This is a genomic window from Micromonospora sp. NPDC001898 (assembly GCF_042891255.1).
Lineage (GTDB): Bacteria > Actinomycetota > Actinomycetes > Mycobacteriales > Micromonosporaceae > Micromonospora.
In genome coordinates, this window is the sequence record NZ_JBIATC010000011.1 from 163,278 (window position 1) to 185,282 (window position 22,005).

The following is a 22,005-nucleotide window of genomic DNA, read 5'->3' on the forward strand; positions in this document are numbered from 1 at the left end:
AGTCTTAGAACATGCCGGTATCGGTCACCATGCCTCGGCTCGGCGAGAGCGTCACCGAGGGCACCGTCACCCGCTGGCTCAAGCAGGAGGGCGACACCGTCGAGGTCGACGAGCCGCTGCTCGAGGTCTCGACCGACAAGGTCGACACCGAGATCCCGTCCCCGGCGGCGGGTGTGCTGAGCCGGATCGTGGTGGGCGAGGACGAGACCGCCGAGGTGGGCAGCGAGCTGGCCGTCATCGCCGGCGAGGGCGAGTCGGCAGGCGGCGAGGCCGCCGCACCGCAGCAGGAGGAGGAGCCGGCCGAGGAGGCCGCCGAGGCCGCCGCCGAGCCGCAGGCCGAGGCGGAGCAGCCGGCCGTCGAGGAGCCGGCGGCCGAGGCCGCCCCGGCACCGTCGGGCGAGGGCACCCCGGTCAAGATGCCGGCCCTGGGCGAGAGCGTCACCGAGGGTACGGTGACCCGCTGGCTCAAGCAGGTCGGCGACACCGTCGAGGTGGACGAGCCGCTGCTGGAGGTCTCGACCGACAAGGTCGACACGGAGATCCCGTCGCCGGTCGCCGGCACCCTCCTGGAGATCAAGGTCGCCGAGGACGAGACCGCTGCGGTCGGCGCCGACCTGGCGATCGTCGGCGCGGCCGGTGCCGCCCCTGCCGAGGCGAAGCCCGAACCGAAGCCCGAGCCGAAGCCCGAGCCGAAGCCCGAGCCGAAGGCGGAGGCCAAGCCGGAGCCGAAGCCGGAGCCGAAGGCCGAGGCCAAGCCGGAGCCGAAGGTGCAGGAGCCGACCCCGGGCCAGTCGTACAACGAGCCGGCGGCGGAGGCCGAGACCGCGGCCAAGCCGGTGCAGGCCGAGCAGCAGGCCCAGCCCACGGCCCCGACCGCCACCCCGCAGCGCCCGTCGGCACCCGCCGAGGGCGGCGGCGAGGAGGCTGCCGGGTACGTGACCCCGCTGGTACGCAAGCTGGCCGGCGAGCACGGGGTGGAGCTGTCCTCGATCAGCGGCACCGGTGTGGGTGGCCGGATCCGCAAGCAGGACGTGCTGGAGGCGGCGGAGCGGGCCAAGGCGGCGAAGGCCGCCCCGGCCCCGGCGGAGCAGCCGGCCGCCCCGGCGGCCCCGACGAAGCCGGCCGCGAAGCCGCAGCCGAGCGCGAAGCGCGGCACCACCGAGAAGCTGCCCCGGATCCGGGCGACCATCGCCAAGCGGATGCAGCAGTCGCTGCACGAGATGGCGCAGCTCACCACCGTGGTCGAGGTGGACGTCACCAAGGTCGCCAAGCTGCGGGCCCGGGCCAAGGACTCGTTCCAGCAGCGGCACGGGGTGAAGCTGTCGTTCCTGCCGTTCTTCGCCCTCGCGGCGGTCGAGGCGCTCCAGGCGTACCCGATCGTGAACGCCAGCATGGACCTCGACGCCGGGACGATCACCTACCCGGAGGCCGAGCACCTCGGCATCGCGGTGGACACCGAACGCGGCCTGATGGTGCCGGTGATCCACGGCGTCGGTGACCTGAACCTGGGCGGGATCGCCAAGCGGATCGCCGACCTGGCGGAGCGTACCCGGACCAACAAGATCAGCCCGGACGAGATCGCCGGGGCGACGTTCACGCTGACCAACACCGGCAGCCGGGGCGCGCTGTTCGACACCCCGATCGTGCCGTCGCCGCAGTCGGCGATGCTCGGCACGGGTGCCGTGGTGAAGCGCCCGGTCGTGGTGAGCGACCCGGAGCTGGGCGAGGTCGTCGCGGTCCGCTCGATGGTGTACCTGGCCCTGTCGTACGACCACCGGCTGATCGACGGCGCGGACGCGGCCCGCTTCCTGGTCGCGGTCAAGGAGCGGCTGGAGGCCGGCAACTTCGAGGCCGAGCTCGGCCTGTAACTCCCGCTGTCCCACGCGACGGGCGCCCCGGTCACACCGACCGGGGCGCCCGTCGCCGGTACTCCTCGAAGTACCCTGAGCCGAATCGACCCCGGGCCCGCCGCGCGCTGCGAGAGTGGACGGGTGGGCGGCAACCGGCGGCGAAGGCTCGGCCCGGCCGTGGCGATCGCCCCGGGCGCCCGGGTCGACAGGTTCGAGATCTTCTTCGACCTGGTCTTCGTCTTCTCGTTCTTCATCATCACCCGGGCGACCGCTGCCGAGATCACCAGCTCGTCCCTGCTGCACGCCATGCTGGTGCTCGCCGTGCTCTGGTGGGCCTGGGTGGTGCACAGCGTGGTGGCCACCCGGATCCGGCTCGGCCAGGGCTTCGTCCCGGTGCTGATGGTCGTCGGGATGGCCGCGCTCTTCTGCTTCGCGCTGGCGCTGCCCCAGGCCTTCGACGATCCGCGCGAGGGCTCAGCAGGGCCGGTGATCGTCGCGGTCAGCTACGTGGTCATCCGCAGCGTGCACATGCTCCTCCTCTACCTGTACGCCGCGCGGGAAAGCCCGGAGGAGCGCCGGCAGCTTCTCCGGTTCGCCCCGGAGGTCGTGCTCAGCACGCTCCTGCTGCTCGCGGCAGCGCTGATCCCCTCCCTGATCAACGATCTGGGCTGGGCGACCCTGACCCGCAACGGGCTCTGGGTGGCCGTGGTGCTGCTCCAGTACGGCACGGGGCTCTTCGGCACCGAGGGGTGGGCGGTGCCGTCCGCGGAGCACTGGACGGAACGCTACGACCTCATCCTGATCATCGCGCTGGGCGAGTCGGTTATCTCGGTCGGCGTCGGCAGCAACCTGCTCGGCCAGCCGCCCACCTGGCCGGCGATCGCCGCGGCCGTCCTCGGCATCTTCTTCACCGCGGCGCTGTGGTGGGCCCACTACGACGTCATCGGGCCGGCCGCCCGGATCGCGCTGCACGCCGCGAAGGGCCGCCCCCGGGCGACGATGGCCCGCGACGCCTTCGCCTACCTCTACCTGCCGATGATCGCCGGGATCATCCTGTTCGCCCTGGGCTCCGAGGAGATCGTGCGCGAGATCGCCAGCCCCGACGTGCCCGTCGGCGAGGCGGCCCACGGCCCGGCCGTGCCCCTGCTCTTCAGCGGGGTGGCCTGCTACCTGTGCGGGAACATGCTGTTCCAGTTCCGCACGCTGCGCACGCTGTCCTGGACCCGGGTCGCCGCCGTCGTGGTGCTCGCCGCCTGCATCCCGGTCGGCGTGCGCCTGCCCGGGCTGGCCGCCATGGGGCTGTTGACCGCGATCTGTGTGGGCCTGGTCGCGGCCGAGGTGATCATCATGGCGGAGGGCCGGCAGGCCCTGCACGATGAGGTCATCCGCGAGCGCGACAGCCACGAGGCGAGCGAGGCCGCCTGGCGGGCCCGGTGGCGCGAGAACGCCTCCGGTGAGCAGCCGCCGCCCGGCCAACGGTGATCGGCTCGCCGGCCGACCGCGCCGGGCGCGGGTTGGCAGGGGCCGGCACGCGGCGGGCACTGTGGGCGCGGGGCGCAGGGCAGGCACGCGGCGGCCCCGGTGGGTAGGATCATCGGCGGCGTCGCGGTGTACCCGGCAAGGAGACCGCCGAGGGCATGGAGGCGCGGAACCGTACAGGACTGATGTGCACCCTTCCACCCAGCCGGGCGACCGCCTCGCGGCACTCGGCACCCAGTTGATCGAGATCCACCACTGGCTCCGCGAGGAGCTGGCCCAGCTCCGGGCCAGCCTAGAACCCGGCGCGGCGACGCCGACCGGCGACGACCGGCTGCGCAGCCTGCGGGCCCACTGCCTCAGCTTCTGTTCCGCCCTCACGGCGCACCACACCGGCGAGGACGCCGGCGCGTTCCGGGTGCTCGCCGAGGAGGAGCCACGGCTGCGCCCGGTCCTGGAGAAGCTCGCCCAGGACCACCGGATGATCGACGGCATCGTGCGCCGGATCGAGGAACTGGCCGCCGGCCCGCCTGCTGCCGACCCGGCCGCCGCCGCCCGGGTGCTCGCCGAGCTGGACGGCCTCGCCGCCATCGTCGAGTCGCACTTCGGCTTCGAGGAACGGACGATCATCGCCGCGCTCGACGCGCTGCGCGCCGACGCCGGCACCGCCGAGGAGCTGTTCGGCCTCGCCCCGCCTGCCTGATGACGCCAACACCCGTCGCGCCCCGGCCCGGCCTCGGTCGGGGCGAATCCCGGCGGTGGAGCCCGGGTTCAGCGGCCGGCTGATTCGCCGGTCGGCAGAATCCGGCCCGGCGCGCTGGCCCGACGCGCGTGGACGCCGCACCCTGGGGCGATGGCGATCTTCTCCCTCCAGTCCACCCCCACCGACGCCGCGGGCTGGCTCGACCTGGCCCGCCGGGCCGAGGCCGCCGGCTTCGACGCCCTGCTCGACGCCGACCACCCCGGCTCCTGCGCCAACCCGTTCGTGGCGCTGGCCGCCGCCGCGTCGGTGACGTCGACGATCGGGCTCGGCTCGTACGTGTCGAACCTCGGCGTCCGCGAGCCGATGCTGCTCGCCGTCGACGTGGCCACCCTCGACGTGGTCTCCGGCGGGCGGGCCCGCCTCGGCGTCGGCGCCGGCCACACGCCGGCCGAGTGGCGGGCGGTCGGCCGGGAACGCCCCGACGTGGCCGGCCGGGTACGCCGCTGCCTCGCCGTCACCGAGGCGGTCCGCGCCCTGCTCGACGGGGAGGAGGTCACCGTGGACTCCCCCGAGCTGACCGTGCACGCCGCCCGGCTGACCTCGCCCCGGCCGGTGCAGCGGCGCGTCCCGCTGACCGTCGGGACGTCCAACTCGACGCTGTTGCGTTGGGCGGGGGCGCACGCCGACGTGGTCGGGCTGGCCGGCTTCGGTCGTACCCTCGAAGACGGCCACCAGCACGAGGCCCGGTGGCGGGCCGACCAGATCGAGGCGCAGCTCGCCTGCGTCGCCGAGGGGGCGGCGGGCCGGGACGTGCCGCCGGCCCTGGAGGCCCTGGTGCAGACGGTGCTGGTTACCGACGACGCGGAGGCCGCCGCCGCCGAGCAGGCCGCCCGGACCGGCCTCACCGTCGCCGAACTGCTGGCCACGCCGTTCGTGCTGATCGGCACGGAGGACGAGATCGTCGCGGCGGTCGCCGAGCACGAGCGACGCTGGGGCGTCACCCGCTTCGTGGTACGCGCCAACGCCCTCGACCCGCTCACCCCGGTGCTTCCGCGCCTCGCGCCACTGGTCGAGGCCACGCCGCAGGAGCGGTCCGCGTAGCACCTCGTAGCACAGTTTCGACAGAATGCTCCCGTGCCTGAGCGCGCTTCTCGCGAGATCACGCAACGCGAGCTACGGAACGACTCCGGCGCGATCATGCGCGGGGTGGAGCGCGGAGAGCCCTGCCCGGTCACCCGCAACGGCACCCCGACCGGCAGGCTCATCCCGATCCGCCGCCGCGCCCTCGTACTGCGCGCCGAGGTCGTCGCCGCCTTCGCCACCACGCCCGTCCTCGACCCTGCCACTTTCCGAGCCGACCTCGACGAGGCCATGCGACAAGAACCGTCCGACCGCGAGTGGTGAAACCTCGCACGCGGGCTGATCGACACCGACCGAATCCGACCGCTGACCCGACGATGAGCGGAGACCCACCAGTTCCGGAGCGTTCCGGGGCCGGGCGGCCTACCGGGAACCGCCGGCGATCGGCCAGGCGTACAAGATCGTGCTCGATCCCGGAAGTTGTGGCCTCCTACTCGCCATGAGGCCACACCTTCCATGATCGAGCACGATCTTGTTCCCTGATCGAGCGCGAAGCCGTACGTGTACCCGACACCGGAGTCGATGAAGTCGATCTCGAAGAACGACAACCGCGAGGCCGCATCCGGGCCGAGGTTGAAGACCTCTCGCGGTACGCCGGGCCTGGACGCCCAGTCGGCGTAGGAGCGGAGACTTGGATGCCGACGACGTGCCAGGGCGGTGTGATCGAGATCCGCTCCCCGCGTCCGATCGGGGTCGCGTGCTCGAAGATGGGGGTATGCGCATCCTCATGGCCGGCGCGTCCGGCTTCCTGGGCACCCGGCTGATAGACCACCTGAAAGCCGACGGGCACCAGGTCACCCGCCTGGTCCGGCGGTCGGCGCGTACCCCCGACGAGCGGCGGTGGAATCCGTCCGGCGCGCAGCTCGACCCGGCGGTGGTCGCCGACGCCGACGCCGTGGTCAACCTGGCCGGCGCGGGCGTCGGCGACAAGCGGTGGAACGACGCGTACAAGCGGCTGATCCGGTCCAGCCGGGTCGACACCACCACCACGCTGGCCATCACGATGGCCGGCATGCCGGCCGCCGACCGCCCGGCGGTGCTGCTGAACGCCTCGGCCGTCGGCTGGTACGGCAACACGGGCGACCGGGTGGTCGAGGAGGACGCCCCGGCGGGCGAGGGCTTCCTCGCCGACGTCTGCCGGGTCTGGGAGGCGGCCACCCGGCCGGCCGAGGACGCCGGGGTCCGGGTGGTCCGGCTGCGCACCGGGCTGCCGCTGCACCGCGACGGCGGGCTGCTCAAGCCGCAGCTCCTGCCGTTCAAGCTGGGCATCGCGGGGCGGCTCGGCAGCGGCCGGCAGTGGCTGCCGTGGATCTCGATGGTCGACTGGCTGCGCGTGGCGCAGTTCCTGCTGGACCGCGACGACGTGGCCGGCCCGGTCAACGGGGTCGGCCCGGCCCCGGTCACCAACGCCGAGTTCACCAGGGAGTTGGCCCGCCAGCTGCACCGCCCGGCGGTCGTGCCGATCCCGGCGCTGGCCCTCAAGGTGGCCCTCGGCGGTTTCGCCCAGGAGGCGCTGACCAGCGCCCGGGTCCTCCCGGGGGTGCTGACCCGGGCGGGCTTCGCCTACCGCCATCCCGATCTGCCGGGCGCCCTGCACGCCGCCCTGCACGACTGAACGCCGGGGCCCCTCGACGCCGAGGGGCCCCGCGCCCCCGTCAGCAGTTGCGCAGCTCCGGGGACTGGTTGCGGACCTGGGCCAGCGGTGAGACGAACTGCCGGTAGGCGTCGCTGTCGACCAGCGCGGGCGGGAAGGCCGCCACCCGGTGACAGTTCTGGAAGGCGAGCTTCACCCCGAAGTGCCGTTCCAGGCCGCCCCGGATGGCGTCGCTGGCCAGCGCCCGCAGCAGCTGCCCCCGCTCGGTCTCCGACGGGGGCGGCACGGCGTGGTCGGCCATCCGGCCGCCGGTCGCGCGCGCGGCCACGTCCGAGACGACCAGCCAGGCGTACGGCAGGGAGCGCCGCACGCAGTCGACGAACTCCGCGTCGTCGACCTGACCCGCCTCGGCCCGTTCCAGCAGTGCGGTGGGTACGTCGAGAGACATCTCCGAACCTCCGATCAACACGTGACAACGTTGATGCAATTGGAAGTCATTTCCAACAAGGGGTCAAGCCTCCGTGTCTGACCGGCGTGTCCAGGTCCGGTTGGTAACGTCCGCTGCGTGTCGTCCTCCCCGTCCCCGGCCACCGGACCGACGCCCGCCCCCGGACCGACGCCCGCCCCCGCCGCCACCCCGGCACGCAGCCGCGACCGGCGGGCCGACCTGGCCGTCGCCCTCGTCGCGCTGGCGCTCGCGGTCTGGGTGACCAGCGGGCTGTGGCGGGATCCGGACCAGCGGGCGATCACCGTGAACTCCAGCGACCAGGCGCTGTTCGAGTGGCTGCTCGCCTTCGGCGGGCACACGCTCACCCACGGCGAGAACCCGCTGTTCACGTACCTGATCAACGTCCCCGACGGGGTGAACCTAGCGGTCAACACCTCGATCACCGTGTACGCCGCGGTCTTCGCGCCGCTGACGTACCTGGTCGGGCCGCCGGCGACGTTCCTGGTGATCCTCACCCTCAACCTGGCCGCCACGGCGGTGGCCTGGTACCTGCTGCTGTCCCGGCAGTTCGTCCACAGCCGGCTCGCGGCGGCGGTCGGCGCGCTGTTCGTCGCGTACTCCCCCGGCATGGTGTCGCACGCCAACGCCCACCTGAACTGGACGGCCGGCTGGCTGGTGCCGCTGCTGCTCTGGCGGCTGTTCGCGCTGCGCCGCCCCGCGCACTGGCTGCGCAACGGGATCGTGCTCGGCGTCACCGTCGCGGTGGCCTTCTCCATCGCCGCCGAGGGGCTGTTCTTCACCGCCCTGGCGCTCGGCGTCCTCCTGCCCGTCTGGGCGCTGCACCCGAGCCGGCGGGCCGCCGCCCGGGCCGCGCTGCCCACCTTCCTGCGCGGGCTGGGCGTCACCGCGTTGACCGCCGGGGTGCTGCTGGCGTACCCGCTGTGGTTGCACTTCGCCGGGCCGCAGCGATTCCACGGCACCGGCTTCGACCCGATCGTCCACTCCGAGGACATCGCGGCGTTCGGGGCGTACCCGCGCCGGTCGCTGGCCGGCGAGGCCGGGCTGGGCACCTCGCTCGCGCCCAACCCGACCGAGGAGAACTCGTTCTTCGGGGTGCCGCTGCTGCTGCTCGCCGCTGTCTGCCTCGGCTACCTGTGGCGGCGGGACGGGGCCCGCCGGGCCACCGTGTGGGCGCTGGGCGTCACCGGCGTGGTCTTCGCGGTGCTGTCCTGGGGCCCCCGGGCCAAGTGGAACGGCGAGCGCACCGACCGGCCGCTGCCGTTCCTGCTGCTGGACAACCTGCCGGTGGTCAACGCCGCCCTGCCGTCCCGGCTGGCCCTGGTGGTGGCCCCGGTGATCGGGCTGCTACTGGCGTACACCGTCGACCGGCTGCGGGCCGACCCGCCCCGGCGCCGCGCCGCGTCCGCCGCCTGGGGCCTCGGCTTCGCGGCGGCGTTGCTGCCGCTGCTGCCGACCCCGCTGCTGACCAGCGTCCGCGAGCCGGTGCCGGCGTTCGTCACGGCCGGCACCTGGCGGCAGTACGTCTCCCCGGGCGGGGTGCTCACCCCGCTGCCGCTGACCCTCGACGTGACCCCGGACGGGCAGCGCTGGCAGGCGTACGCGCTGGCCCACCGGCAGGGCGAGTTCCGCATCCCGGCCGGGTTCTTCCTCGGCCCGGGCGGCCCGGACGGCCGGGGCCGGATCGGCCCGCCGCCGCGCACCTTCGACACCCTGATGGACCAGGCCGGCCGCACCGGGCTGGTGCCGATCATCACCGAGGGCAGCATCGAGCAGTCCCTGGCCGACCTGCGGTACTGGGGCGTCGAGGTGGTGGTGCTCGCCGACCGGGTGCACGGCGCCAAGTACGACCTCGACGAGGAGGCCCTGCGCCGCACCGCCACCGCCCTGCTCGGCCCCCCGCAGCGCGTCGACGACGTCTGGCTGTGGAAGGTCCCCCCGGACTGACCCCCGACACGTCGGTGGTGAGCCGGCTCACCGGAGGTGACCGGCCGGTACGGGACTAGGCTGGTGGGCGTGACCGCGACGATTCCGGGGCTGACCGCCGTACGTGCAGGGGTGCTCGACTACCAGGCCGCGTGGGACGAGCAGCGGCGGCTGCACGAGTCGGTGGTGGCCGGCGAGCGTGGCGACACGGTGCTGCTGCTGGAGCACCCGAGCGTCTACACCGCGGGCAAGCGAACCGAGCCGTGGGACCGGCCGATGGACGGCACCCCGGTCGTCGACGTCGACCGGGGCGGCAAGATCACCTGGCACGGCCCGGGGCAGCTCGTCGGGTACCCGATCCTGCGGCTGCCCGACCCGGTGGACGTGGTCGCGTACGTGCGCCGCACCGAGCAACTGCTGATCGACGTCTGCGCCGAGTTCGGGCTGGCCGCCGGCCAGGTCGAGGGGCGCAGCGGCGTCTGGGTGCCCGAGGACGCGAAGGGCCCGGCCCGCAAGGTGGCCGCCATCGGCATCCGGGTCGCCCGGGGGGTCACCCTGCACGGCTTCTCGATCAACTGCGACTGCGACCTGGCGTACTTCGACCGGATCGTGCCGTGCGGCATCCGCGACGCCGGGGTCACCTCGCTCACCGCGGAACTGGGCCGCCCGGTCACCGTCGCCGACTTGCTGCCGGTGGTCGAGCGCTACCTGCCCACCCTGGTCACCCTGCCCGCCTGAGCCGCCCAGGCGCGGCGACCTCCTAGGCTCGGCGGATGCAGATCGACCTCGTCACCCTCGTCGTGGCCGAGTACGACCCGGCCATCGCCTTCTTCACCGAGCTACTCGGCTTCGAACTGGTCGAGGACAGTCCCTCGCTGACCAACGACGGCCGCCCGAAGCGCTGGGTGGTGGTCCGCCCGCCGGGCGCGCGGACCGGCCTGCTGCTGGCCCGCGCCGACGGGGAGCGGCAGGAGGCTGCGGTCGGCGACCAGACCGCCGGCCGGGTCGGCTTCTTCCTCCGGGTCGACGACTTCGAGTCCACCCACCGCCGCCTCGTCGACGCGGGCGTCGAGTTCGTCAGGCCCCCGCGCGCCGAGCCGTACGGCCGGGTGGCCGTTTTCCGCGACATCGCCGGCAACCTGTGGGACCTCCTCGGCCCGGCCTGACCCGGCCCGCTCTGCCCCGGCGCGACCTGCCCTGAGCGGTGCCCCGTCGGGTGCTCGACAACGCGACCGACCACTCCGTTGCCGCACCGACACCACCCGTCCCCGGCACCCACCCCTCCCCACTCGCTTTGCTCTGCACCCACCGGCGCAACAGTTACTGCACGTGCCTGTTGCGTCGGTGGGTGCAGAGCAAAGGGGGCGGAGTGGGGTTCGGGGTGGGCGGGGTCGACGCAGGTCAGGGGTAGCCGTGGCGGGGTGGCCTGAGGCAGCCAGCCCGCCACGGCTGACGGTGGGTGACGGGGACGCGCGACCGGCCGGGCCGTGACGCCGCGCAGGCGCCGGGCAGGAATCGGCCCCTCAGGGGGTGAGCCGGTGCAGGTCGCGGGGGAACGCGGTGACCTCGCGGACGTTGGCCGCCCCGACCAGCCGGGCGACGAAGCGTTCCAGGCCGATCGCGAAACCACCGTGCGGCGGCATGCCGTGCCGGAACGCGTCGAGGTAGCCCGCGTACGGTCCGGCCGGCTCGCCGCGCGCCGCGAGGGCGGCCAGGTAGTCGTCGTACCGGTGCAGGCGCTGCCCGCCGGTGACCAGCTCCACTCCCCGGAACAGCAGGTCGAACCCGTTGGAGTACGCCGGCCGGGCCGGGTCGGGGTGGGTGTAGAACGGCCGCTTCGCCATCGGGTACCCGGTGACGAAGACGAACTCCGAGGAGTGCTCGACGCGGGCCCACTCCCCCAGCGCCCGCTCGTGGGCGGGGGCGAGGTCCGGCTCGTCGGCCGGGGCGCCGGCGATCCGCAGGGCCTCGGTGAAGTGCACCTCCGGGATCCGCGCCGGCATCTCCGGCGGGGTCACGCCCAGCGTGGCCAGGGCGTCGCCGGCCCGGTCCGCCACGGTCGCCAGCATCCCGGCGAGGGTGTCCCGCAGCACAGCCATGACGTCGCGGTGGTCGGCCACGAAGCCCAACTCGGCGTCGAGCGAGGTGTACTGGGCCAGGTGCCGGACGGTGTCGTGCGGCTCGGCCCGGAACACCGGCCCGACCTCGTACACCCGCTCGAAGACGCCCACCATGAGCTGCTTGTAGAACTGCGGCGACTGGGCCAGGTACGCGGGCCGGCCGAACCAGTCCAGCGCGAAGACGTTGGCTCCGGACTCGGTCGACGAGCCGACCACCTTCGGGGTGTGGATCTCCACGAAGTCGCGAGCGTCCAGGGCTGCCCGGAAGCCGGCCACCGCCGCCGCCGAGATCCGCAGCGCCGCCGAGCGGGTCGGGTGGCGCAGCGCGACGGGCGCGTGGTCGAGCTGGGTGGGCAGGCTCGCGGTCAGCGCCGGCCGGTACAGGTCGAACGGGGGCGGGACGGCGGGCGGGCCGAGCGGTCGTACCGTCGGGTCGGTCAGCTCGACCCCGGCGGGGGCCGCCGGGTTCGCGGTGGCCGTGCCGACCACCTCGACGACGGTCTCCTCGGTGAGCGCCTCGACGGCGGCGCGGACGGCCGGGTCGGTGACCACGACCTGGGTCAGGCCGGCGGCGTCCCGCACGATCAGGAACGTCACCGACTTGAGCAGCCGGCGGCGGTGCACCCAGCCGGCGACCCGGACGGTCGCGCCGGCGTGGGCGGGGAGCTGGGTGGACAGGATGCGTTGCACGGTGGGCTGCTCCTCGATCAATCGCAACGCCTTCGCCGCCGCAGGGCGGCGAAGCGTCGCCTCAGCCCCGGGAGGTGTGGGCGAGCGGGTCCTCGCGGTGCCACCACACCTTCGCCCCCGCTCGCGCGGGGGCCTCGTTCGTCGCCTGGTGACCGGGGCCAGCCGGGCGGGCTCTACTGGGCGGACGCCGACAGGGCTGCCGCGCGCACGCCGTTCTTCCCGCAGCTCGGGAGGGTCTTCGCGCGCCGACGCCAGACCGCCTCGCAGCGAACGGCGGCTCTCTCGACTGGCGGGCGGCGCGCTACTCGGCTCCGTCACAGCTTTGCCGCAAGCTAACACCCCGGGCGGGGGCAGGTAACGGGATTTTCGGCGGTGGCGGTGGGCGGCGTCACAGGGATCAGGGGGTGATGGCCGTCGCCTCACGTCCATCGACAGCGACCGTCCGGCGTAGGCTCAATTCGTGACGATCGAGCACTTCGCGCCGACGACGCCCCCGACCGAGCAGCCGACGACCGGCCCCGCTGCGCGTACCGCCACGGTCGCCCCCGAGGGGCGGCGCATGCTGCGGATCGAGGCGCGCAACGCCGAGACACCGATCGAACGCAAGCCGCCGTGGATCAAGGTCAAGGCCAAGATGGGGCCGGAGTACACCCAGCTGCGCGGGCTCGTCTCGCGCGAAGGGCTGCACACCGTCTGCCAGGAGGCCGGCTGCCCCAACATCTACGAGTGCTGGGAGGACCGGGAGGCCACCTTCCTCATCGGTGGCGACCAGTGCACCCGGCGCTGCGACTTCTGTCAGATCGACACGGGCAAGCCGGCCGAGTTCGACGCCGACGAGCCGCGCCGGGTGGCCGAGTCCGTGGTGTCGATGGGCCTGCGCTACGCCACGATCACGGGGGTCGCCCGCGACGACCTGCCCGACGGCGGCGCCTGGCTGTACGCCGAGACGGTCCGCCAGATCCACGCCCTCCAGCCGGGCTGCGGCGTGGAGCTGCTGATCCCCGACTTCAACGCGGTCCCCGAGCAACTCGCCGAGGTCTTCGGCTCGCGCCCCGAGGTGCTGGGGCACAACGTCGAGACGGTGCCCCGGATCTTCAAGCGGATCCGGCCGGCTTTCCGGTACGACCGCTCGCTGGACGTGATCCGGCAGGCCCGCGCCGCCGGCCTGGTCACCAAGAGCAACCTCATCCTCGGCATGGGCGAGGAGCGGGCCGAGGTGTCCCAGGCGCTGCGCGACCTGCACGAGGCGGGCTGCGAGCTGATCACCATCACGCAGTACCTGCGCCCGACGCCCCGGCACCACCCGGTGACCCGCTGGGTCAAGCCGGAGGAGTTCGTGGAGCTGCGCGAGGAGGCCGAGGAGATCGGCTTCGCCGGGGTGATGAGCGGTCCGCTGGTGCGCTCGTCGTACCGGGCCGGGCGGCTCTACCGGCAGGCGCTGGACGCCCGCGACGCCGTCCGCGCCTGACCCGTCGGCCCGGCGCGCACCGGGGGCGGACGGACGTACGCGGGGTCCACAGCGGCCCGATCACGTGCTAAATTTCCGCGCGCCCCGGCCCTCGACGTCCCACCCAGCGGGGCGGCACTTGCCGTCAGGCGTCGAAGATGGTGAATTTAGTCATGCCCTTGCCACATACGGTGATCATCGGTGCCGGTCCGGCCGGCCTGACCGCCGCCTACGAACTGACGAGGCGGAACGCCCCCGTCGAGGTGATCGAGTCTGACGACGTGGTGGGCGGGATCAGCCGCACCGTCGAGCGGGACGGCTGGCGGTTCGACATCGGCGGGCACCGGTTCTTCACGAAGGTGGCCCGGGTCGAGGCGTTCTGGCACGAGGTGCTGCCCGACGGCGACTTCCTGCTGCGCCCCCGGATGAGCCGGATCCACTACCGGGGCCGGCTGTTCGACTACCCGCTGCGGGCCGGCAACGCGCTGGGCAACCTGGGGGTCGTCGAGGCGGCCCGCTGCGTCGGGTCGTACCTGTGGGCGCGGATGCGACCTCCGGCGGACCAGAGCCACTTCGAGGGCTGGGTGTCGGCCCGCTTCGGCACCCGGCTGTACCGGATGTTCTTCAAGACGTACACGGAGAAGGTCTGGGGCATCCCGGCCACCGAGTTGCAGGCCGACTGGGCGGCCCAGCGGATCCGCAACCTGTCGCTGGCCGGGGCGGTGCGCAACGCGCTGCTGCCCCGCCGGGCCCGGGCCGACATCACCAGCCTGATCGAGGAGTTCCAGTACCCCCGGCTCGGCCCGGGGATGATGTGGGAACGCTGCGCCGAACTGGTCACCGAGGCCGGCGGTGTGGTGACGATGGGGGCCCGGGCGGCGACCGTGCACCGCGCCGACGGCCGGGCGGTCGCGGTGACCGTGGCCGGGCCGGGCGGCCCGCGCCGGGTCGCCGTCGACCATGTGATCAGCAGCATGCCGCTGCCCGCGCTGGTCCGGGCCGTGGACCCGCCCGCGCCGCCGGAGGTGCTGGCCGCCGCCGACGCGCTGCGGCACCGCGACTTCCTCACCGTGGCCCTGGTGGTGCCCGCCGCCGCCGGTTTCCCGGACAACTGGATCTACGTGCACACCCCGGGGGTACGGGTCGGCCGGGTGCAGAACTTCGGCTCCTGGTCGCCGTACCTGGTGCGGGAGGGGTTCACCTGCCTGGGGCTGGAGTACTTCGTCGACGTCGGCGACGACCTGTGGGACGCCCCCGACGAGAAGCTGGTCGCCCTGGGCACCGCCGAACTGGAGGCGCTCGGGCTGGTCGACGCCGGTGCGGTCTCCGCCGGGTACGTGGTCCGGATGCCGAAGGCGTACCCGCTCTACGACACCGGGTACGAGCAGGCCGTGGAGACCGTCCGCGCCTGGCTCGCCGAGGCGGTGCCGAACGTGCACCCGGTCGGCCGCAACGGCATGCACCGGTACAACAACCAGGACCACTCGATGCTCACCGCGATGCTGACCGTGGAGAACATCCTCGACGACGGTGAGCACGACGTGTGGACGGTCAACGTCGAGGAGGAGTACCACGAGCAGGCCGGCGGCTCCCCGACAGCCGGGTCCACCGGCCGACACGGCACCGGCCGGGCCGCACCGGTCCTGCCCCGCCGATCCTGACCGGCCGGAGCACCGGGCGCGGATCAACCCCGTCGCACGGCGACCACTAGACTCTGCGGCATGGCAAAGCCCCAGGAGAAGGTCTCGTTCGGCCAGCGGCTGAAGCAGATCGGGATGGTGTTCCAGTTCACCGCCAAGCAGGACCGGTGGTTCGCGCCGCTGACCGCCGGCGCGGTGCTGATCCCGCTCGCGCTGACCGTGGTCGCGGTGATCCTCTGGGGCTGGTTCTGGCTGCCGCTGGGCATCCTGATCGCCCTGCTCGCCGCGCTGATCGTGCTCAACCTGCGATCCAACAAGGCGATGATGAACGCCGCCGAGGGGCAGCCCGGCGCGGCGGCGCAGATCATGGAGAACATGCGGGGCGACTGGCGGGTCACCCCCGCCGTCAGCGCCACCACCCAGATGGACATGGTGCACCTGGTGATCGGGCGCCCCGGCGTGATCCTGCTGGCCGAGGGGAACCCGCAGCGGGTCCGCGGCCTGCTCGGGCAGGAGAAGCGGCGGCTGACCAAGGTCATCGGCACCGCACCGCTCTACGACTACGTGATCGGCCAGGCCGAGGGCGAGCTGCCGATCCGCAAGCTGCGAATGACCCTGATGCGACTGCCGCGCAGCCTCAGCGGCAAGGACGTCAACGCCCTCGACAAGCGGCTCAAGGCGCTCACCGCCCGCCCACAGATGCCCAAGGGCGCGATCCCGAAGAACATGCGCCCGCAGCGCAACGCCTTCCGCCAGAGCCGAGGCCGCTAGCCCCCGTCCCGCTCCCCCGGCCGCGTGCGGCCCCGCAAGACGCGCTGTCACACGGAAAGAGTGGCTCCTGGTCGACGGGAGGCCACTCTTTCCGTGTGACAGCGCCCAGATCAGGGGCGGGGGGCGGGGGCGATGACCGAGCCGGTGAGGCGGTCGTGCAGGCCGCGGCGGTGCTCGTCCATGATCAGGGCCGGGACCAGCAGAGCCAGCAGGACGCCGCGCAGCAGCGCGCGGGCCAGCCCGATCCGGCCGCCGTCGGCCCAGGACAGGCACCGGATCCTGGTGATGTACATGCCGGGGGTCTGGGTGAACAGTCCGAGGAAGAGGGCGTACTCGACGATCAGCACCACGACGGGGGCCCAGCCGTCGCGGACCGGGTCGGCGAAGAAGTTGGACACCAGCAGGCAGAGCACCCAGTCGATCACCAGGGCGCCGAACCGGCGGCCCAGGGTGGGCGGGACGAAACCGGGGTCGGCGGCGGGGGCTGCGGGATGCTGCGGCGTGGTCACAGTCGCCAAGGGTAGTCAGGCACGCCGCGGTGGTCGGATCGGCACCGGCCGCCGAAACGGTCAAAGGCGGAGATCTGCGGTACAACGTCGCGCGGGGTATCGTCCGAACGGACAACGGATGGCTACTGACCGGCGAAGATAACGCAGCGCGAGCGACGTAACACGACAGAAACACTCAAGATACGGCCGGGCAACCGCGCGGTCATAGCGTCGCCAGGAGCCAGCCACCCGTGGACGTGCCAGGAGGACGTGTGTTCGCCAATCCCGAGGAACTCCTGCGATACCTCAAGAACGAGGACGTAAAGTTCGTCGACGTACGTTTCTGTGACCTGCCCGGCGTGATGCAGCACTTCAACCTGCCGGTGGAGTCCTTCGACGACAGCGTCTTCAGCGACGGTCTCGCCTTCGACGGGTCGTCGATCCGCGGTTTCCAGACGATCCACGAGTCGGACATGCTCCTGCTCCCGGACGTCGCGAGCGCGTTCATCGACCCCTTCCGCACGCAGAAGACCCTCGCGCTCAACTTCTTCGTCCACGACCCGTTCACCCGCGAGGCGTACTCCCGGGACCCGCGGAACGTGGCGAAGAAGGCCGAGGCGTACCTCGCCGCGAGCGGCATCGCCGACACCGCGTACTTCGGCGCCGAGGCCGAGTTCTACATCTTCGACTCGATCCGCCACGAGACCTCGGCGCACCAGTCGTTCTACTACATCGACTCGATCGAGGGCGCCTGGAACTCCGGCCGCGAGGAGCCGGGCGGAAACCGCGGGTACAAGACCCCGTACAAGGGCGGGTACTTCCCGGTGCCGCCGGTCGACCACTACGCCGACCTGCGCGACGGCATGGTCCGTCGCCTGGTCGACGCCGGTTTCACCGTGGAGCGTTCGCACCACGAGGTCGGCACCGCCGGCCAGTCGGAGATCAACTACAGGTTCTCCACCCTGCTGCAGTCGGCCGACCAGCTCCAGCTCTTCAAGTACCTGATCAAGAACGAGGCCTGGGTCAACGGCAAGACCGCCACGTTCATGCCGAAGCCGCTCTTCGGCGACAACGGCTCGGGCATGCACACCCACCAGAGCCTGTGGCTGAACGGTGAGCCGCTGTTCTACGACGAGACCGGCTACGCCGGCCTGTCCGACATGGCCCGCTGGTACATCGGCGGCCTGCTGCACCACGCCCCGTCGCTGCTGGCCTTCACCAACCCGACGATCAACTCGTACCGCCGCCTGGTGCCCGGCTACGAGGCGCCGGTGAACCTGGTCTACTCGCAGCGCAACCGGTCCGCCTGCACCCGCATCCCGGTGACCGGCAGCAACGCGAAGGCCAAGCGCGTCGAGTTCCGGGTGCCGGACCCGTCGAGCAACCCGTACCTCGCCTTCTCGGCGATGATGATGGCCGGCCTGGACGGCATCAAGAGCAAGATCGAGCCGCCGGAGCCGATCGACAAGGACCTGTACGACCTGCCGCCGGAGGAGTGGGGCTCGGTCAAGCAGGTTCCGGGCTCGCTGCCCGAGGTGCTCGACGCGCTCGAGGCCGACCACGACTACCTGCTCGACGGCGGCGTGTTCACGCCGGACCTGATCTCCACCTGGGTGGGCTGGAAGCGGGCCAACGAGGTCGACCCGGTGCGCCTGCGCCCGACCCCGCACGAGTTCGCGATGTACTTCGACTGCTGAGCCCTCGGGTCAGCACGCTCCTCCAGCACCGGCCGGGCCGGCTCCGCAGCACGCGGGGCCGGCCCGGCCGCCTTTCGCCCGTCGCCCGACGCACCGCCCCCGTTCAGCGGGCGAGCCCGCCACGCCCCCGACCATCAGGCCGGCGCGCGGGTCGCCCTCGCCGACCGCACCCATCGCACGGCGGCCCAGATCAGCAGCAGCGTCATCAGCGGCGCACCGGGCACCTTGGTGTACCGGGCCAGGCCGGTGCCGTCCGGCAGTACCAGGAACGACCCCACCAGCGCGACCGCGGCGAACCACGTGCTGCGCCGGGCGGTGGCGGCGAGCACCGTGAGCGGCCAGATCCAGTACCAGGGGTGCACGATCGGGGAAAGCGCGACGGTGGCGGCCAGCGCCAGGCCGGCGTGGAAGAACGGGTCGCGGGTGCGGGCCCGCCACCAGAGCCAGACCAGCAGCACGGCCAGCGCGACCAGGCCGACGGCCCGAGTCACCGGCAGCGCGTCGACGTGCGCCCCGAAGATCACCGCGACGTAGCCGACGGTCTGGCCGACCGCCGTCGAGGGCGACGTCCAGGCGATCACGTCGCCCCCGCTCTCCAGGCCGCCGATCCAGCCGAAGTCCAGGCCACCGGCGTAGGTCACCCCGACCATCGTGGCGACCGCTCCCACGACCACCGGCACACCGTCACGGAGCAGGGTCCGGATCCGGTACGGCCCGGCCATCGCGGCCAGCGCGGCGAACGGGATCACCACCAGCCCGGTGATCTTGATCGATACGGCCAGGCCGAGCAGCACCCCGCCGGCCAGCAGCGGGCCGGGCCGCCCGGGATGGGCGGCCACCACGGCCAACCCGGCGATCAGCAGGCCCACCATCAGCGCGTCGTTGTGCGCACCGGCCACCAGGTGCACGCCGATGAGCGGGCTGGCCAGGGCCAGCCAGAGCGCCCGCCCGACGGGGACCCCGCAGCGGCGGGCCAGCACCGGCAGGCAGGCGGCCGTCAGCGCCACCCCGGCGACCGCGAGCAGCCGGAACGCGACGACGGCGGCGGTCAGCGAACCGGTCGCCTTCACCACCGCCCCGGCGAGCACCACGAACAGCGGCCCGTACGGGGCCGGGGTGTCCCGCCAGATGTACGAGATGGAATCCAGCCACGGGCAGGGCAACGCGGACACGCCCTGCTCGTACGGGCTGATCCCGTTCACGTAGCTGGCACCCTGGCAGGCGTACGCGTAGACGTCCCGGCTGGCCATCGGCGGGACGAGCAGCAGCGGCAGCAGCCAGAGCCCGACGGTGACCAGGGCCCAGCGCGCGGACGGCGTCCCGTCCCGCAGCGACCACCACGCCCAGGCCATCAGGGCGGTGCCGAGCAGCCAGGCCGCGATGATCAGCGGCCCGTACGGCCCCTGCCAGATACTGACCGGGGAGGGGCGCAGGTCACCCTTCGGGAACGCCCCGCCGAGGTACGCGGACAGGGCGAGCAGCAGGGAACCGGTCAAACCCGTCCAGCGCGCGAGGTGGTGAGGCACGCCCGCCATGCTGCCAGTACGGTGGTCGCGGTACGGAGGTGGGCATGCGACGCGGTGCGGTGGTGGCGGTGTCCGCCGGGTTTTCGGCCGTCCTGGGCGTGGGGTACCTGCTCCTGCCGAGGATGGGCTCCGACCTCTCGGCCCAGGTGGCCCGCGCCGACTTCTTCGCCGCGCACGGCCCCGCCCTGGTGGACCTGCGGTGGTACGGCGGCATCCAGCCCCTCGGCTACAGCCTGGTCTCCCCGCCGGTGATGGCTGTCCTCGGCGTCCGGGTGACCGGCGTCCTCGCGCTGGTGGGCGCGGCGGCGGCGTTCGCCGCGCTGCTGGTGCGTACCGGGGTGCCCCGCCCGCTGCTCGGCGGCCTGGTCGGGGTGGTCACCATCGCCGGCAACCTCGTCTCCGGCCGGGTCACCTACGGCCTCGGCGTGGCGTTCGGGCTCGCCGCGCTGCTCGCGCTCACCCTGCCGACGAGCGTGCCCCCGGGCCGCCGCCGCCTGCGTGTCGGGCTGGCCGCTGCCGCAGCGCTGTTGGCCTCGGCGACCAGCCCGGTCGCCGGCCTGTTCGTCGGGCTGGCCGGGGTAGCGCTGCTACTCACCCGCCGGTACGGCGACGGCCTGCTGCTCGGGGTCGCCGCGGCGGCCCCGCTGGCCGTGACCGGGCTGCTGTTCGGCGAGGGCGGCTGGATGAACATCAGCCGCACCGACACCCTGCGCGCCGCGCTGGCCAGCCTGGTGGTGGCCGCGCTGGTGGCGTACCGGCCGGTCCGGGTGGGCGCGCTGCTGTCGGCGGCCGGGGTGCTGATCGCCGCGCTGGTGCACACGCCGGTCGGGCTGAACGCGACCCGGCTGGTGGTGATGTTCGCGCTGCCGGTGCTGGCCGCCGCCGCCCGGCTGCCGGAGCGGGCCACCTGGCGGCTGCCGGCCGCGCTGCGTCGGGGCGGGGCGGCCGGCGCCGCCCTGGCGGCACTGCTGGCCGCCGTCTGCTGGTGGCAGCCCCCGGTGGTGCCGGCCGACCTGCGTGGCGTCGGCGGCCCGACGACCGAGCCGGCCTACTTCGCCCCGTTGCGCGCCGAGCTGGCGCGACGTGGGCTCACCGGGCGGGTCGAGGTGCCGCCGACCCGCGACTACTGGGAGGCCGCCCTCCTCGGCGACGTCCCGCTGGCCCGGGGCTGGTTGCGGCAGGCCGACATCGCCCGCAATCCGCTCTTCTTCACGACCGTGCCGGGCGCCGCCGGAACCGGCGTTCCGCTGACCGCCGACAGCTACCGGGCGTGGCTGGCCGACAACGCCGTGCAGTACGTCGCCGTCCCCGACGCCGACCTGTCCTGGGTGGGACGCGCGGAGGCGGAACTGGTCGACGGCGGGCTGCCGTACCTGACCGAGGTCTGGTCCGAGCGGCACTGGCGGCTCTACGCGGTGTCCGACCCGACGCCGCTGGTGGCCGCCCCCGGGGAGTTGATGGGGCAGGACGCCACGGCGCTGACCTTCCGCATGTCGGGCCCCGGCACGGTCCGGGTACGGGTACGACACAGCCGCTGGTTGCGGGTGGACGGTCGGGCGACGCTCGCCCCGGACGGCGTATGGACCGTGGTGACCGTGCCGAGCGCCGGCAACTACCGTGTCACCGGCTGACCCACTCCCCACGGTAACCGGGAAACCACTTAGGGCATCGAAAGGTCTTGACGCCAAAATTGCCCATCACGTAGGTTGATGGCACAACAACAGGCGCACGGGGGCTACTGGATAAAACGCTTGTTGGGTGATCGCGGGCAGTGTCCCGCTCACCCCGATGCGGCATGCCTAAATTGCTCGACATCGCCAGTCGACGCTGTCGGTCGAAGGCTTCCCGCAGGCCGGTCACGAACCGCGCCACGGCCGTACCCCCCGCCGCCACCAACGGGAGGAAACACCATGCGACAGATCGGGATCAAGCTCGCGGGCCTCGCCCTCGTCGGCACCGCCGTCCTCGCCGGCACGCCGGCCCAGGCTGCAGGGCCGTCCACAACGGACGCGATGGCCCTGAGCTGCCCCTCCACCGGCGCGCTCTGCCTGTACAAGGACGCCGGCTTCGTGAACATCCTGGACGTGCTCAACGGCAGCGCCAGCCTGGTCAACACCAACGCCGACAACGCGGTCACCTCGGTACGCAACCGGGGCAACTGCGCCTACAAGCTCTACAAGAACGGCGACCGCTCCGACGCGCCAATCACCGTCGGCGCGCACACCGAGGTTTCCAACCTCGGGACCTTCTGGGCTCGCAGTGGAACGACTCGATTAGCTACGCGCAGATCTGGTGCTGACGGAATAAATCATCAGAGCGAAAGTCGTTGCCAGTGCGTGGACTTCGGCAAGGAACTCAGGAAGTCAGTTCACGACGATTGAGGCTTTTCCATCGTGATGGTGCTGGTCACGGTGGGTGCGGGGAGCCCGTGTCGACATAGGACGAGGCTCCCGGTAAGACAGCAGTCGACC

General features: G+C 72.9%; 19 protein-coding genes. 15 read left to right on the forward strand and 4 right to left on the reverse strand.

The genetic code is table 11. The annotated features are described in order from the left end of the window. Positions 1 to 11 precede the first annotated feature (11 nt). The 6 genes from sucB to ACFYZF_RS22325 all read left to right on the forward strand — a co-directional run bounded on the left by sucB (position 12) and on the right by ACFYZF_RS22325 (position 6,784). On the forward strand, positions 12 to 1,868 hold the full coding sequence (sucB, locus tag ACFYZF_RS22300) for a 2-oxoglutarate dehydrogenase, E2 component, dihydrolipoamide succinyltransferase (protein ID WP_387023663.1): 1,857 nt from the start codon (positions 12 to 14) through the stop codon (positions 1,866 to 1,868). A gap of 123 nt (positions 1,869 to 1,991) precedes the next feature. Beyond that, positions 1,992 to 3,332, forward strand: a complete 1,341-nt coding sequence (locus tag ACFYZF_RS22305) for a low temperature requirement protein A (RefSeq protein ID WP_387023664.1) — start codon at positions 1,992 to 1,994, stop codon at positions 3,330 to 3,332. Between the two features lie 184 nt (positions 3,333 to 3,516). Continuing rightward, a complete protein-coding gene (locus ACFYZF_RS22310; protein ID WP_387023666.1) occupies positions 3,517 to 4,029 on the forward strand; it encodes a hemerythrin domain-containing protein in 513 nt (170 codons plus the stop codon). Between the two features lie 150 nt (positions 4,030 to 4,179). Then, positions 4,180 to 5,130, forward strand: a complete 951-nt coding sequence (locus tag ACFYZF_RS22315; protein ID WP_387023668.1) for an LLM class flavin-dependent oxidoreductase — start codon at positions 4,180 to 4,182, stop codon at positions 5,128 to 5,130. Positions 5,131 to 5,163: 33 nt separating this feature from the next. Next, the gene (locus ACFYZF_RS22320) at positions 5,164 to 5,433 is read left to right on the forward strand and encodes a type II toxin-antitoxin system Phd/YefM family antitoxin (protein WP_387023670.1); all 270 of its coding nucleotides are present in this window, start codon (positions 5,164 to 5,166) and stop codon (positions 5,431 to 5,433) included. Positions 5,434 to 5,884: 451 nt separating this feature from the next. Then, on the forward strand, positions 5,885 to 6,784 hold the full coding sequence (locus tag ACFYZF_RS22325; protein WP_387023671.1) for a TIGR01777 family oxidoreductase: 900 nt from the start codon (positions 5,885 to 5,887) through the stop codon (positions 6,782 to 6,784). A 40-nt stretch (positions 6,785 to 6,824) separates the two neighbouring features. Here the strand turns inward: ACFYZF_RS22325 and ACFYZF_RS22330 are convergent, their stop codons facing one another. Beyond that, positions 6,825 to 7,211: an SCO5389 family protein gene (locus tag ACFYZF_RS22330; protein WP_387023673.1), complete on the reverse strand. Its 387-nt coding sequence runs from the start codon at positions 7,209 to 7,211 to the stop codon at positions 6,825 to 6,827. Between the two features lie 117 nt (positions 7,212 to 7,328). Here ACFYZF_RS22330 and ACFYZF_RS22335 point away from each other — a divergent pair, with 117 nt between their 5' ends. From ACFYZF_RS22335 to ACFYZF_RS22345, 3 genes are all read left to right on the forward strand, one after another. Beyond that, entirely contained in the window at positions 7,329 to 9,176 is a 1,848-nt protein-coding gene (locus ACFYZF_RS22335) for a DUF2079 domain-containing protein (RefSeq protein WP_387023675.1), read from the forward strand. Positions 9,177 to 9,245: 69 nt separating this feature from the next. Next, positions 9,246 to 9,893, forward strand: coding sequence for a lipoyl(octanoyl) transferase LipB (gene lipB / locus ACFYZF_RS22340; protein WP_387023677.1), 648 nt, complete (start codon positions 9,246 to 9,248; stop codon positions 9,891 to 9,893). A 35-nt stretch (positions 9,894 to 9,928) separates the two neighbouring features. Then, the gene (locus ACFYZF_RS22345; protein ID WP_387023679.1) at positions 9,929 to 10,321 is read left to right on the forward strand and encodes a VOC family protein; all 393 of its coding nucleotides are present in this window, start codon (positions 9,929 to 9,931) and stop codon (positions 10,319 to 10,321) included. A 357-nt stretch (positions 10,322 to 10,678) separates the two neighbouring features. Here ACFYZF_RS22345 and aspS read toward each other — a convergent pair whose 3' ends face one another. Further along, positions 10,679 to 11,965 (reverse strand): aspartate--tRNA(Asn) ligase, encoded by a 1,287-nt coding sequence (aspS, locus tag ACFYZF_RS22350; RefSeq protein WP_387023722.1) that lies wholly within the window; start codon positions 11,963 to 11,965, stop codon positions 10,679 to 10,681. Between the two features lie 460 nt (positions 11,966 to 12,425). Between aspS and lipA the strand changes: the two genes are divergently transcribed. From lipA to ACFYZF_RS22365, 3 genes are all read left to right on the forward strand, one after another. Beyond that, on the forward strand, positions 12,426 to 13,433 hold the full coding sequence (lipA, locus tag ACFYZF_RS22355) for a lipoyl synthase (protein WP_387023681.1): 1,008 nt from the start codon (positions 12,426 to 12,428) through the stop codon (positions 13,431 to 13,433). A 152-nt stretch (positions 13,434 to 13,585) separates the two neighbouring features. Continuing rightward, a complete protein-coding gene (locus ACFYZF_RS22360) occupies positions 13,586 to 15,073 on the forward strand; it encodes an NAD(P)/FAD-dependent oxidoreductase (RefSeq protein ID WP_387023683.1) in 1,488 nt (495 codons plus the stop codon). 60 nt (positions 15,074 to 15,133) lie between these two features. Beyond that, positions 15,134 to 15,823, forward strand: a complete 690-nt coding sequence (locus tag ACFYZF_RS22365; RefSeq protein WP_387023685.1) for a DUF4191 domain-containing protein — start codon at positions 15,134 to 15,136, stop codon at positions 15,821 to 15,823. A 110-nt stretch (positions 15,824 to 15,933) separates the two neighbouring features. Here the strand turns inward: ACFYZF_RS22365 and ACFYZF_RS22370 are convergent, their stop codons facing one another. Continuing rightward, complete coding sequence (locus tag ACFYZF_RS22370; RefSeq protein ID WP_387023687.1) at positions 15,934 to 16,332, reverse strand: RDD family protein; 399 nt, start codon at positions 16,330 to 16,332, stop codon at positions 15,934 to 15,936. A 251-nt stretch (positions 16,333 to 16,583) separates the two neighbouring features. Between ACFYZF_RS22370 and glnA the strand changes: the two genes are divergently transcribed. Continuing rightward, complete coding sequence (glnA, locus tag ACFYZF_RS22375; protein ID WP_387023689.1) at positions 16,584 to 18,008, forward strand: type I glutamate--ammonia ligase; 1,425 nt, start codon at positions 16,584 to 16,586, stop codon at positions 18,006 to 18,008. A gap of 134 nt (positions 18,009 to 18,142) precedes the next feature. Here the strand turns inward: glnA and mptB are convergent, their stop codons facing one another. Beyond that, positions 18,143 to 19,534 (reverse strand): polyprenol phosphomannose-dependent alpha 1,6 mannosyltransferase MptB, encoded by a 1,392-nt coding sequence (gene mptB, locus ACFYZF_RS22380; RefSeq protein ID WP_387023691.1) that lies wholly within the window; start codon positions 19,532 to 19,534, stop codon positions 18,143 to 18,145. Positions 19,535 to 19,578: 44 nt separating this feature from the next. Here mptB and ACFYZF_RS22385 point away from each other — a divergent pair, with 44 nt between their 5' ends. Both ACFYZF_RS22385 and ACFYZF_RS22390 read left to right on the forward strand, forming a co-directional pair. Further along, the gene (locus tag ACFYZF_RS22385) at positions 19,579 to 21,165 is read left to right on the forward strand and encodes a hypothetical protein (protein ID WP_387023693.1); all 1,587 of its coding nucleotides are present in this window, start codon (positions 19,579 to 19,581) and stop codon (positions 21,163 to 21,165) included. 279 nt (positions 21,166 to 21,444) lie between these two features. After that, a complete protein-coding gene (locus ACFYZF_RS22390; protein ID WP_387023694.1) occupies positions 21,445 to 21,915 on the forward strand; it encodes a peptidase inhibitor family I36 protein in 471 nt (156 codons plus the stop codon). Positions 21,916 to 22,005: the final 90 nt, after the last annotated feature.

Excerpts from the sequence above, each read along its gene's own strand:
- sucB (WP_387023663.1), top strand. The coding sequence starts at position 12 with ATGCCGGTATCGGTCACCATGCCTCGGCTCGGCGAGAGCGTCACCGAG.
- ACFYZF_RS22315 (WP_387023668.1), top strand. The coding sequence starts at position 4,180 with ATGGCGATCTTCTCCCTCCAGTCCACCCCCACCGACGCCGCGGGCTGG.
- ACFYZF_RS22325 (WP_387023671.1), top strand. The coding sequence starts at position 5,885 with ATGCGCATCCTCATGGCCGGCGCGTCCGGCTTCCTGGGCACCCGGCTG.
- ACFYZF_RS22330 (WP_387023673.1), bottom strand. The coding sequence starts at position 7,211 with ATGTCTCTCGACGTACCCACCGCACTGCTGGAACGGGCCGAGGCGGGT.
- ACFYZF_RS22345 (WP_387023679.1), top strand. The coding sequence starts at position 9,929 with ATGCAGATCGACCTCGTCACCCTCGTCGTGGCCGAGTACGACCCGGCC.
- ACFYZF_RS22360 (WP_387023683.1), top strand. The coding sequence starts at position 13,586 with ATGCCCTTGCCACATACGGTGATCATCGGTGCCGGTCCGGCCGGCCTG.
- ACFYZF_RS22365 (WP_387023685.1), top strand. The coding sequence starts at position 15,134 with ATGGCAAAGCCCCAGGAGAAGGTCTCGTTCGGCCAGCGGCTGAAGCAG.
- ACFYZF_RS22385 (WP_387023693.1), top strand. The coding sequence starts at position 19,579 with ATGCGACGCGGTGCGGTGGTGGCGGTGTCCGCCGGGTTTTCGGCCGTC.
- ACFYZF_RS22390 (WP_387023694.1), top strand. The coding sequence starts at position 21,445 with ATGCGACAGATCGGGATCAAGCTCGCGGGCCTCGCCCTCGTCGGCACC.